The 11,961-nt window shown below is 33.8% G+C and carries 12 protein-coding genes and 1 pseudogene; 9 read left to right on the top strand and 4 right to left on the bottom strand.

The window, feature by feature from the left end; genetic code table 11:
* Positions 1 to 279 precede the first annotated feature (279 nt).
* The 6 genes from FZ954_RS09310 (at position 280) to FZ954_RS09285 (ending at position 4,683) form a co-directional block, all read left to right on the top strand.
* Positions 280 to 594, top strand: coding sequence for a hypothetical protein (locus tag FZ954_RS09310; RefSeq protein WP_148878171.1), 315 nt, complete (start codon positions 280 to 282; stop codon positions 592 to 594).
* Positions 594 to 1,670, top strand: a complete 1,077-nt coding sequence (locus FZ954_RS09305; protein ID WP_148878170.1) for an ATP-binding cassette domain-containing protein — start codon at positions 594 to 596, stop codon at positions 1,668 to 1,670. The genes FZ954_RS09310 and FZ954_RS09305 overlap by 1 nt, the downstream gene beginning before the upstream one ends.
* A 2-nt stretch (positions 1,671 to 1,672) precedes the next feature.
* Positions 1,673 to 2,290, top strand: a complete 618-nt coding sequence (locus FZ954_RS09300; RefSeq protein WP_148878169.1) for a hypothetical protein — start codon at positions 1,673 to 1,675, stop codon at positions 2,288 to 2,290.
* Between the two features lie 197 nt (positions 2,291 to 2,487).
* Complete coding sequence (locus FZ954_RS09295; protein ID WP_148878168.1) at positions 2,488 to 3,075, top strand: replication protein; 588 nt, start codon at positions 2,488 to 2,490, stop codon at positions 3,073 to 3,075.
* Positions 3,068 to 3,328, top strand: coding sequence for a MerR family transcriptional regulator (locus FZ954_RS09290; RefSeq protein ID WP_148878167.1), 261 nt, complete (start codon positions 3,068 to 3,070; stop codon positions 3,326 to 3,328). Before FZ954_RS09295 ends, FZ954_RS09290 begins: the two co-directional genes overlap by 8 nt.
* 89 nt (positions 3,329 to 3,417) lie before the next feature.
* On the top strand, positions 3,418 to 4,683 hold the full coding sequence (locus FZ954_RS09285) for a site-specific integrase (protein ID WP_148878166.1): 1,266 nt from the start codon (positions 3,418 to 3,420) through the stop codon (positions 4,681 to 4,683).
* A 478-nt stretch (positions 4,684 to 5,161) separates the two neighbouring features.
* On the opposite strand, the gene FZ954_RS09280 is transcribed toward FZ954_RS09285, so the two are convergent.
* The 4 genes from FZ954_RS09280 to FZ954_RS09265 all read right to left on the bottom strand — a co-directional run bounded on the left by FZ954_RS09280 (position 5,162) and on the right by FZ954_RS09265 (position 8,618).
* On the bottom strand, positions 5,162 to 6,619 hold the full coding sequence (locus tag FZ954_RS09280; protein WP_118095857.1) for a nucleotidyltransferase: 1,458 nt from the start codon (positions 6,617 to 6,619) through the stop codon (positions 5,162 to 5,164).
* A 12-nt stretch (positions 6,620 to 6,631) separates the two neighbouring features.
* Positions 6,632 to 7,333 carry a hypothetical protein gene (locus tag FZ954_RS09275; protein ID WP_118095858.1) on the bottom strand — a complete coding sequence of 234 codons (702 nt, stop codon included), beginning with the start codon at positions 7,331 to 7,333 and terminating at the stop codon, positions 6,632 to 6,634.
* Between the two features lie 29 nt (positions 7,334 to 7,362).
* Positions 7,363 to 7,437, bottom strand: a complete 75-nt coding sequence (locus FZ954_RS09270; protein ID WP_239683216.1) for a hypothetical protein — start codon at positions 7,435 to 7,437, stop codon at positions 7,363 to 7,365.
* 332 nt (positions 7,438 to 7,769) lie between these two features.
* Positions 7,770 to 8,618, bottom strand: coding sequence for a helix-turn-helix domain-containing protein (locus tag FZ954_RS09265; RefSeq protein WP_148878165.1), 849 nt, complete (start codon positions 8,616 to 8,618; stop codon positions 7,770 to 7,772).
* Between the two features lie 170 nt (positions 8,619 to 8,788).
* Here FZ954_RS09265 and FZ954_RS09260 point away from each other — a divergent pair.
* The 3 genes and pseudogenes from FZ954_RS09260 to FZ954_RS09250 form a co-directional block, all read left to right on the top strand.
* Positions 8,789 to 8,956 (top strand): annotated as a pseudogene (locus FZ954_RS09260) (lactococcin 972 family bacteriocin); the annotation flags it as partial.
* Between the two features lie 47 nt (positions 8,957 to 9,003).
* Positions 9,004 to 11,013, top strand: coding sequence for a DUF1430 domain-containing protein (locus FZ954_RS09255; RefSeq protein ID WP_148878164.1), 2,010 nt, complete (start codon positions 9,004 to 9,006; stop codon positions 11,011 to 11,013).
* Positions 11,014 to 11,015: 2 nt separating this feature from the next.
* On the top strand, positions 11,016 to 11,651 hold the full coding sequence (locus FZ954_RS09250; RefSeq protein WP_148878163.1) for an ABC transporter ATP-binding protein: 636 nt from the start codon (positions 11,016 to 11,018) through the stop codon (positions 11,649 to 11,651).
* Positions 11,652 to 11,961: the final 310 nt, after the last annotated feature.

Raw genomic sequence — 11,961 nt, 5'->3', positions numbered from 1 at the left:
ATAAATTTTCACTCCCTAGCAATCCTATTGTCAGAGCTCTTTTTTCACTGAGAAAATAATAAGAAAGTACATAGCAACTATTTCAAACTTTCCCCTTAAGGAGTTAAGTCCTTATGGAATCGCTGAAAATTTAGCAGATTGATTTTATAACTTTACTCGTCTCATATCATAATTATAAAAGATAGACTGTCAGAAATTCTGACAGTCTATCTTGTTAAAACAGTGTAAACTAAAGTTGTTCTTAGCTAAGACAACTAATAAATACATGAGGTATAACCTATGAAAACTCGTAATCGTAAAGGTGGCTACTCAGCCAATACAGCAACTGAATATATTGATATCAAACAAGCAATCCATTGTTTGAGTACCGAAGTTGAACCTCAAATCAAATTTGACGATGGTCTACCTACGGGAGAAGTTATTGCCCATAAGGCTTGGTTCTCACAAAAAGGACTACCACCTTTTCAAGTTAAATTTGAATCTGAAGTGACACTTCCAGCCTACATGGCAATGGTTGAATTTGATAATTTAGAAGCCTGCGAAGTTGGATATAATGTCTATTTCCGTGCAACTGGTGTCAAGGAGGTTAAATAATGACCAATAAAGAACTAGCTCAGTATTTGCTCCAGAGTCTCAATATGGGACTTGGGGCCCTTATACAGGGGGAAACAAGTTATACGAACAGTTTTGACACTAAGATTATGTCGAACGGCTTTCTATTTATCCCTCGCTTACCAGCAGGATATATTATCGATGATGAACTCTATCAGAAAATTTTCCTGATTGCCAATGCTGCTCTATACCCACGTTATACCCTCTTAAAGCAAAACTCAGCTTATTTTATAGCACTAGATACGGATGATATACATATCCAGCGTGGACTATTCTTCCCTTGGAAAGAAGGAATATCTGAACGTTTGGTCATCTCAGATTTAGAGTATTTTTCAAAAATGCAAGAAAAAGATATTCTCCCAATTATGAAAAATCTCACTCTAAACTTTAACAATGTGACATCGTTAGCTATCGCTGGGAATAGCGGTTCTGGAAAGTCATATGCACTTACCTATTTCTTAAGCTTATTAAAAAATTTTTCTGAGCTCATTATCGTTGACCCAAAGTTCGATATGCCTTCTCGTTGGGCTCGTGAAAATGGTATTGCTGTGATTCACCCTCAAAAGAATCGCTCAAAATCGGATTTTGTCTCAGAAATCAATGAGAATCTCAGCACTTGTCTAAATCTCATTCAACAACGCCAAGAAATTCTTTATGATAATCCTGAACACCAATTTGACCATTTGACGATTGTCATTGATGAAGTATTAGCTTTGAGCGAGGGTGTCAACAAAACAATAAAGGATTCATTCTTTTCTCTCTTGTCTCAAATAGCTCTTCTTGGGCGGGCAACTAAAGTCCACCTACTGTTAGTCAGCCAGCGTTTTGACCACAATACGATTCCTGTATCAGTTCGGGAACAATTAAATGTATTGATTCAAATCGGAAACATCAATAAGAAGACCACGCAATTTCTCTTCCCTGACTTAGACCCAGAAGGAATTGTTATCCCAATAGGTAAAGGGACTGGTTTGATTCAAATTATTGACAATGAGCATCCCTATCAAGTCCTCCCTCTCCTTTGCCCCACCTACTACACCAAGAAAGGCATACTCTAAACATGAAAAAGACTTTCTTTCAAAAAACTTACAATCTCATTTCCTCCCTTCTTTTCTTTGGTCTGATTAGTTTCATCCTCAGTTTCGCTTTCAATCTACTTGTAAAATTGTTTGGAGATTTTGACATTCCATCTTTGGATAGTGCTATCATCACTATCCAAGATAAACTGAGCCTTCTAGGAAGTTACACATGCCAGGTTTCTATCATACTTTTTCTAATTGCAGTTTCATTGCTTATCATTGAATTATCTCAGCGTATTATTAGTGATAGTATTTTGAATTATTTCAAGTCAGTCTATCAGACAATACGCTTGCGACAATTTTTAAGACAAGATGAGAAATCAGAATCAGCTATCACGATTGATAACCAGACAACCATAACAAAATTCAATCCAATTCTTAAAAACTTTAACCAAACGGTTGGAAAAGCAACTGTTGATGTTAGAAAAAGTTCGGTTAGCGTCTTTCTTAAATACCCGAGGACTCAGCAAGCTCAAAAACTTTTGAGGGACATGGAAGCACATATCAAGGAAGAAATTTCGAGCCGTAACCCAAACTATTATTTTTCTTCACCAAATCGGGAAGGAAACAAGCTCTGGTTCAAAGCAACAAAAAGATAAGGAAAGGGCAGTGCTTGGCTCACAACGTGAAAGCCATAAGCACTGCTCTTTCAAACTATCAAACTTAGCTATGTAATGGGGGCGACTACGACCCCCCATTACATCAATAATCAATAATCATAATTTTGAAACTAAGACTACCAAAATCACCCTAAAATTCTCCTTATAGATAAGAACTAGAAATGAGGTACCTACCTATGGCAAAAGAAAAACGCTCTAACAAATGGGCTTTCCTTCTCTATCAAGAGAGCGCCCCTGAAAATTATTTGGATATCCTTGAAGAGATACATGTCCCCTTTGTACTCAGTCCTTGGCATGATAAAGATGTTAACAGGCAAACGGGTGAGTTTAAGAAGGCGCATAAACACGGTGCTTTATTCTTCGATTCACTTAAAAGCTACTCTCAAGTCTCAGAACTTCTAACAGAAAAACTAAATACCCCTGCTCATGTAGAAATTGTTATGTCACCTAAGGGTATGTATGACTACTTTATCCACGCAGAAAATCCTGAAAAGACTCCTTACGATATTGAGGATATCGAATCAGGTTGTGGCTTTGAACTAGATAAATTCCTTATTAGCAATAACAACGATGAATTTCTTTCAGCCGTAATTGATACTATTGAGGAGCACAATTTCACGGAGTTTAACAACCTTGTCATATATGCTCGTGATGAAAGTCCAATGCTCCTAAGTATTATCGTTGATAAGACCTACTTCTTTGCAAAATATCTTGATTCACGTCGTCACTCAGGCTATAGAAAGGAAAACGGAGATAATGACTAATACCGAATACGCTAAATTGAGTCAGATTGAACAACTGCTGAATGCCTTATTGACTATCATGCAACAGCAGCAAGAAAAACGGAAAAGCACTAGTATAGTCACTCAAAAAGAATTGTTATCAATCCTTCAAATTTCTCCTAACACCTTAAAATCGTGGGAGAAAACTGGTCTTAAAAGGCTTGAACCTCCTATTGAAGGAACACGTACAGTCTATTACAAAATGGAAGATGTTATAAAATACTTAACTCCTTGACCCCAAATGTGCTAAAATAAGACTATCACAATAAATACATGTGAGGTTGTTATTTTAGCCTTTTGTATATCCGAAACAAGAAGGCTACTATGCAAAAAGAAACTATCATTCACAACAATCGAAAGATAACAAAAACTACAAAAAACAACGGTATAATCAGCTACACTCAAAGAGGTATTTATATTGGGATTGATGTCAAGACTGGTAAAAAAGTGACTTCATCTATTACTGCCAAGACTTTACGAAGTCTTGATCGAAAAATCATACAAGCTAGGCTAAACTTTGAAGAAAAAGGCTCCACCTTAAAAGAGACTTTTGTTATCCATACTTTTGAAGAACTCGCAGAGGCGTGGTTCACTAGCTTTGTAACTTGGGTTACTTCACAGAACACAATCAACCGTGTTAGAGGATACTTAGATACTTATATCATTCCAAAATTTGGCAACTATAAGCCTGAAGAAATAAAACCTGCTGATATTCAGATATGGGTAAACAAACTTGCTCAACAATCAAAGAAATCTGTAGAATCAGGCGCTAAAAAGTCTAAAAAAGGACATGCCAAAGATTTTGGAGCTGTTATCCATAAATTAAGTGATATCTTCGACTATGGTATTACTAATTTTGAACTCACTCATAATCCAGCTAGAACGATAAAAATCCCTCCAAAACCAAAACCATCTAAAGAACGTATCATGGTACTACATGAAGATGATTTAGCAACTTGGCTGAATTATCTAAGTAACTTGCCAAATACACGAGCTAATAGACGTTTTAAGGTCATCTGTGACACCTTACTAGCTTCCGCTTTGCGTATCAATGAACTGCTTGCAATGACTATTCATGACCTTGATTTTGATAACAATGAGCTCACTGTTACCAAAACACTAATGTGGAGAGCTGCCAATAAAAAGCTTGGTATTAGGGGGGAAGTTGTTTGCAAAAATAGTGCTAAAACAGACTCTGGAAATCGAAAGGTTGCCGTTCCTAGAAAGACACTGGAAGAGCTTAAAGACTTTTACAATGAGATGAACACTTACTTTGAAAAGCACGATTTACCAGCTACAGACCTTATCTTTCCAACCATCTATGGAAATTACATGTGTGATAGAAACGAACGTACAACACTTAAAAAACGTCTCTCAGAGCTTGGCTTACCTGATTATGGTTTCCACCTTTTCCGTCATACACATGCTTCTTTGATGCTGAATGCTGGTGCAAACTGGAAAGAACTCCAGATAAGAATGGGCCATAAGTCGATTAAAACGACAATGGATACTTATGCTGATTTGGCACCGAAAAAGAAGGCAGAAGCAGTTGAAATCTACCTTAAAGAAATTGCAAAATTGACAGCATAGCAAATGACTACATTTATGACTACATTTTCTATAGAACAATCTAGAAACGTTGATATGACAGCGTTTAAAGGGTGCTAAAATAACATTAACAACCTTTACAGAGGTGAAATAGGGATTCACTACACGTCAATAGATGTGAGAAACCTTGATTTAAAGCGATTTTTGAAATTCTAAATTTCACTACATTGCAATATAAATCAACCGAATCACTACCTTTTTCACTACCTTTTTTGAAATAAAAATAATGATTCGGATATTTAAAAGAAGAGGAACTTTAGTGTGAAGTTCCTCTTTTTTTATTTGTTCTTTTACTTACAAATCGTAAGACCTGATTTCACAAGTCTGGGTTTCAAGTAATTTTAGATTAGCTTTATCTCAATTATCAACAAAGTCCGACATCTTTTTCATTCAAAAATTTAGAATGAGTTTGATTGAAGGAAGGGAAATATCAAATAAACAACTTACCGGTTAATCTCCGTCAATGTGCAAAATCTATTGAAAATTTATCGGTTATAATAATCTCAAACGGAATACTTTTCCCATAACAAATTCCATTCTTGACTAGATATGCTTCTACATAATGTCTACCAGTGTAAAGAGTACTTTCTTTTCTAACTCTTTTACCTTCTACTAACTCAGAATTGTAAAACCCGCCTCGTAAAGAATTTGCTAATTCAGCTTCCCTGCCTGTATTTGTCACTTGCCACCAAATTTCATACCCTAGTATACTATTAGCCTGTACTTCAAATTTAAGACTACCATGTTTATTCAATTTTGTTCCGCTTTCAATCTTTTTCCACCTAAATCCTTTATATAGATAACTTGCCTTTATTGATACATCTTCTATCAAAAACTCTTTCCATTTTGAATTTTGATGATGACTTATAGAATTGACATTAACAATTGGGAATTGTTCTCCACTATTCTTAAATAAGCTAGTCCTTATAAATTTTATTTTATCTAAATAAGATAAATTATAATTTGCTACATTAAAGTCTAATTTAAGTTGTTCCAACCATTTTTCAAATGCTTCAAAATAGCTACTATCTTTATCCCATTTATTAGATAGAACTTCGTCCTTATTTACAGGATTATATACACAAGGTTTTCCATTTCTAAATTCAATAGCATCCTTCAAGTGTTCAATAACATAGTTTATAATATCTAAAAAATCACTATAAATTGTACTGGCAGACTGATATTGCTTTGCTGCTAATGTCGTGATGATTATAGAGCTTGGTTTATATTCAATATCTTTTTCAAAACAAACCTCAGCATGTCTCTTCAAGATTTGAACAATCCTTTGCAAGGGAGTTCTAACTCTATATTCAGGAACTTTTTCAATAGATGCATAAAATCTTTTAGCAACTTCTTTTTGATAGATAGAGAACTTTGAAAGATCTCTAAACCACTTAGCGTACTCTTTTGGGTTACTTGTCTCCCAATTAGAAGTAATTTTAAAATAGTTTTCATGAGTTTTATCCGTAATTGCTATAAACCCATCATTTTTTTCGTTTAAAGGGACTGACGGCAGTATGTCTATATGAAAATTGCTTTCATCAACATATTTTAATGTCCAGCAGCGTTTGCTTTCCTCTGGCCCACTGGACATTGACTGAGCCTTAGCGTAACTCTTAACAATTTCCCCAAGATTATTTTTCAAAGAATATTGAGATTGGTCGTTTCTTCTTAACTTTGTGAAGTTGCAAACTATATCAATATCAAAAGCTCCATCTTCTGTTAATGGCTTGATGGCTGTTCCCAATTTAAACGATCCTTGCAAGTATATATCTGGGCTGTTTTTGCTAAGTTCTGAATTTTTGATATAGTTAGCAATAGAATTGTATCTATTAGTAGCTATTTCATATTTCGAATACGAAACATCCAATTCTTCAATAATTGATTTAATCTCTCTTGAGATAGTAATATCTGTCAAAGTATCTTCCTCCTAAACAATATACTTCGAGGTTGCCGAAATCTTTTTAGAAAGTCCGTCTTTAGCAAAACAATTTTTTTCTATATCCTCAGCCTCTATTAGACAATAATCATCATTTTCTAATACTTTGTCTAATATTTCTGTAGGTATTCTTGCTTCAAAAATGTCAAATATTTTTAATTCATCCATTTGAAAGTAAGTTGAAAACATGATTGGTTCTTTGACAGTTTTAAGATATTCAACTTGCGACTTTGTTACTAGGTCCTCTATAGAAATTCCAGCAGGTTCTAATTCTTCAATAAGCTCTCTAATTACAGTTACTTCCCTATTTTTTCTCGTATCAAACCAGTTAATAAACTGTACAAGGTGCTTCCCTTTTGTTATTAATCTTAGATCTCCACTTTCATAAAATCGAGTCTCAGATTCATCTTTCAACTCGAATTCTTCTTTTAGCCCTTTGAAGGAATCGTGATATTTATAAACACCTCCTATAGGTTGATATTGGTCTATTCTTCTCCCTTTTATCAGCAAATAGCGGCCATTAGTCTGTTTAATTTGAAATAGGTAAGCACAACTCAATCTTATATCTTTGTTCCATCGAATAAGAGACTGAGACCATATTTTAATTCTACGTCTATTATTAAATATTGTCGAGACAAAAAAAGTAATAACTGCAACAACTAGATTAACAATTAAGTCATGTAATATCTCCAAAACTACTCCTCCACTTCAAACTTCGTAGACTATTGACCAAGTTCACCGAGGAAGGAATCAATGTCTGACTTTTGGTTACTATGATTATAAAATTTAACCTGAATAGCGTCCAGCTCACCAGTATGCCAAGAGACCTATAGGATTGTTTAAGTATGTCAGTACTTAACTAAAGGCCCCTTAGTGATTATAGTTAGAACTATTATAACCTTTTTAAGTTCAAAAAAATAGCATTCACTGGATAGTAACGCTATTTTGAACCTATATACCAATATTTTCTGATTAAGTTATTATCTTGTCCACTTTCTATTGCTTAACTAGCTGATCTAACGGGATAATGTGTAGGTTGCCATCCCTTACCCAATAACCATTGAGCATGGATACAACAATATGTCGATTATATCTTCAAACCGTTTTATGACTAAATCCATTTAGAAACTCATTCCTTGAAAAAGCGATTCACATCTGACTGACATGCTTCCAACAGTGTTTTTTCATCCGTTAATTCGAGTAGCTGCAATCCTTCATCGACCAACTTTTTATCCGTTAAACAAATTCCAAGTGTCACTTTAGCATTTCCTAGAAAATCATATCGCTTACTTTTTTTTGCCGTATCTAACAATAGATAACTGATACTCGTACATTTCTCCATCAAACCATTCCATAGAAAAATACTGGCTAAATTTGAGAGTAATTTATACTTGGTGGGAAGAATCTCTGTATAATCAGAGTAATCATTGAGCCTATCTATCACTTCATCACAGATAGAAATCACTGTTTCTAGTGGAAGTGTAAATAAAATAACGACAATTAATTTGAGGTCACTATGATACCAGACATCCTGATTTTTAATTTCGTTCCAAGCTTCCGTTGCCATTATTCTTACCTTTTCATTTGGACCAGATTCTCGTAAACAAAGAATGACCTCTACTCTCTTTAGTATATTTGATACAGGAATATCATTAGGATATTTTTTTAAATAAGCTACACTCTTATTCTTCAGTTCCAATAATTTATCATTTGATTGGTAGGCATTGTTATCTTCTGCCAATAAGATAATTTCTTCTCTATCGGAATGGTGGTAAGAATGACATATATATCGAAATTCTTCGAAATCTAGGCCAACTTGCTTTAGAAGATGCTCCATCAACTCAAAACTAGGCACTACTTGGTTCGATTCAATACGCGACAAGTGCGCTCTTGAAGTGTAATCCTGGCAAACTTCCTCTTGACTAATATGTTTTGATTTCCGTATTTTTTTATAGATCGTACCGTAATCCCAACGCATAACAACTTCACCTCTAATTATGTGTATAAATGTTACATTTTTACACTTCGTTATGTGTTTAGTATATCATATATATAGAAGAAGGAGGTGCAGATATGCAAAAGAAAATCACTATTTATTTTTTGTATTAATGCTTTCACAATCCAAATAACTGGGGTGCATTTTCAAATTATTACCATGATTACAAATATCACTGGTCAAGCGTAACTCGTGCAAGAGATAGTAAATCATCATATGCTTACGCTCCTTCTCATCAGACCTCAAGAGCTTTTATAAATAGAAATTTTGGTGAAACAGTATATTTTAATTACGGATTTAAAAAAATTCATAGCTCATAGAAAAGATTATATTACTATTCATGAAAATTTTAGAAAGTGAGTAAAGTATGAAGCGCTTCTTTGTTATCCTTTCAAATATCTTTATAACAAGTTTTCTACTTTGGATTTGTTTTTCAACCTCATATGTGGTTATTCACAATAGTTTTCCAGCTATTGGTATTCTTTCCCAGAACAAAGAGGTATCAAAAGATCAGGTAAAATACAGTTTAGATCAATTAGCAAATGAAACAGACAGTGTGATTGGTGAACAAATTGAAACAATAGACGATAAAGGTAAGGTTCATTTTTCCTATGCAATATTTGGATCTGGCCATATCCCAAACGGCCTTGTTAAAGCTAGTGAAGAAGATTTTTACAATAGTGGCTTATTGTCCAATTATTATATTTTATCTGGAAATCTCACTCTAGATAGATTAAATCATGAACTTCAATCATTGGGTTTCACACAAACATTTGTTTCATATCCAAATATTTTTCTTAGCTTATTTACGTATATGGGAAATGGTAGTCAATTACTCGTTTTGGTCATTTTTCTACTAACTTTTATAGCCTTAATGATTATTCAAAAAACCAAGGAAATGCGAACAGTTGGGATTCGATATATTTCTGGATTGCACCTAACTCAGATTTTTGGAAACTCAATTATTAGTGATTGTGGAGATTTACTTTTAGGGATAATTACTGGGGTTTTTCTTGGAATCTGTGGTGTAAGTCTATTCCATATCACACCATTTTCTATTCCAGTTATTTTTTCAGCTAACATAACTTATAATTTGTTACTTTTGTTCCTTTCTATACTCTTTAGCTTTCTTTATGTTTTAAGTATTAAAACGGTACATTTGGTTTCTTTGCTCAAAGGAAAGTTACCTTTGAAACAGATTATGGGTATTCTTTACTTGGGGCAATTGGTCGCTTTTCTTTTAATAGTACTTACCATTCATAGAACAAGTATCTATTCAACTATTTGGCAATTGCATCAGTCTGGAGATACAGCATGGTCAAATCAAAAAGATTGGGTATTGCTTTCAACAAATAGGGAGTTTGGGGCAGAGGCTAGAAATCAGGATAGTAGAAAAATGTTGGAAGAACAATGGAAAAACTTCATAGAAACTGGCATTCAGAATGGAGGAATGCTTGTTCAGCATCCACTTGCATCATTCGATCTAAAAGGTCTGTCTTCACATCCCTTAATGGGAAAAATGTCGATAAATGACTACAATCCGTATGCTAATAGCTTATATGTGACTCCTAATTATCTAGATGTTCAGAATGTAGAATTAAATGAAGAAGATAAGAAGAGCATTAATAGCCTTGGAGAAGGAGAATTTGGACTACTATTGCCTGAAAAATTAAAAGATCAAGAAGATAAATTGCGTCAAATTTATGAAGATTTCCTAGCGATTCGAAACGATAAGGGAAATAAAATTCAACAGGCTATGAAAGCTCGTGTTTTCTATATTTCAAACAATAAGAAGCGTTTCGTATATAATTCTACACCAATCTCATATCAACAATTTCTAAGTGATCCTATACTTATTGTCCTTAAACCAAGCTCTTTTGGAAAAAATCGAAATGATTTCTTCACTTATCCATCTGATTATCTGTATTTTAAAGGTTTGGATGCCACTAAAAAACTAGTTGAACAAGGTGGAATAAAGAAATATATCAGTCAGTATGATCTTGCCTATTATGTTTATCGTGGTATGAGTCACAACATTCAAGTTGAAATATTGACAATCATTGCTGGTGGTTTTCTCGGTATTGTTACCTCAATTCTACTCTTTAATACAATGACAATCCTCTACTTTGAAGAATTTCGTAAAACTATTCTTATTAAGAAAATATCAGGATTAAATTTTTTTGAGTTACACCAGAAATTTTTTATCTGGCAAATAGTTATCTTCATTTTGGGAGGGGCTATTGGTCTTTTGCTAACAAATAAACTTTGGGTAGTCTTTCTAACCTCTTGCGTCTTTGGCTTGAATTCTATTTTAATACTAATGCATCGTTCTCGTAAGGAAGATAGGATGGCTAGTATTATATTGAAAGGAGCATAGAAATGATTAAAATCCATCAACTAACAAAAACCTTTGGGGACCGGACGGTATTTAGTGATTTGAACTTAAATTTTGATGCAGGTAAAGTCTATGCTCTTATCGGAAATAGTGGTTGTGGCAAAACAACCTTACTAAATATGGTAGCTAAGATAGAACCTTATGATCAGGGAAGTATTCAATATAAAGGGAAAGATTTACGAAAGATTAAACCAACAAACTATTTCAGAAATGAACTCGGTTATCTCTTCCAGAATTTTGGACTAATCGATAATAAAACTGTTTCAGAAAATTTAGATTTGGGATTAATTGGTCATAAATTAGACAAACAAAAAAAGAGAGAGACTAAAGAAGAAGTATTAGATAGAGTAGGACTATCTTATATTCAACTAAATCAAAAAGTATATGAGCTTTCTGGAGGAGAAGCACAACGTGTAGCCTTGGCAAAGATCATTTTAAAAGATCCTCCTCTAATTTTGGCAGATGAATTAACTGCTGCTCTTGATCCTGAGACCTCACAGGAGATTATGGACTTACTCCTAACATTAAAAAATAAGGAACGTCTGATCATTATTGCAACACATAATCCAACTATTTGGAAACAAGCTGATCAAGTGGTAAGCCTAAAAACTAGTCAATGAAGAATAGGGTAATAGCACAGATTTTCATTACGTTACATATTCATTTCCTGACAAAACATCCCGAAAGTTAAGTGCACCCAAATAGTTAGATTAATAATTTATCCAAAGGATTTAGTTCTGTATTGCACAGGACTGAGTCCTTTTCTACTATTTGTTAAGCAAAGTGTTATTTTGACGTAATACTATATTTAATAAATTACTTCGTATCTAAATAACCCTACTTGACAAATTGTATAACTGAATTTTCAAATAATAGTTTTTTCATGATAATTTAAAATTAAATATATTACACATGGAGGTAAGACTATGT

The sequence above is a fragment of the Streptococcus sp. Marseille-P7375 genome, from assembly GCF_902460365.1.
Lineage (GTDB): Bacteria > Bacillota > Bacilli > Lactobacillales > Streptococcaceae > Streptococcus > Streptococcus cristatus_I.
Note: the sequence above shows the minus strand (reverse complement) of the source record. Positions and strands in the feature narration are given on the sequence as shown.

What these genes read in the sequence shown, in the direction of transcription:
- FZ954_RS09255 (WP_148878164.1), top strand. Translation starts at nt 9,004, where the DNA reads ATGAAGCGCTTCTTTGTTATCCTTTCAAATATCTTTATAACAAGTTTT.
- FZ954_RS09305 (WP_148878170.1), top strand. Translation starts at nt 594, where the DNA reads ATGACCAATAAAGAACTAGCTCAGTATTTGCTCCAGAGTCTCAATATG.
- FZ954_RS09300 (WP_148878169.1), top strand. Translation starts at nt 1,673, where the DNA reads ATGAAAAAGACTTTCTTTCAAAAAACTTACAATCTCATTTCCTCCCTT.
- FZ954_RS09250 (WP_148878163.1), top strand. Translation starts at nt 11,016, where the DNA reads ATGATTAAAATCCATCAACTAACAAAAACCTTTGGGGACCGGACGGTA.
- FZ954_RS09265 (WP_148878165.1), bottom strand. Translation starts at nt 8,618, where the DNA reads ATGCGTTGGGATTACGGTACGATCTATAAAAAAATACGGAAATCAAAA.
- FZ954_RS09310 (WP_148878171.1), top strand. Translation starts at nt 280, where the DNA reads ATGAAAACTCGTAATCGTAAAGGTGGCTACTCAGCCAATACAGCAACT.
- FZ954_RS09295 (WP_148878168.1), top strand. Translation starts at nt 2,488, where the DNA reads ATGGCAAAAGAAAAACGCTCTAACAAATGGGCTTTCCTTCTCTATCAA.
- FZ954_RS09285 (WP_148878166.1), top strand. Translation starts at nt 3,418, where the DNA reads ATGCAAAAAGAAACTATCATTCACAACAATCGAAAGATAACAAAAACT.
- FZ954_RS09290 (WP_148878167.1), top strand. Translation starts at nt 3,068, where the DNA reads ATGACTAATACCGAATACGCTAAATTGAGTCAGATTGAACAACTGCTG.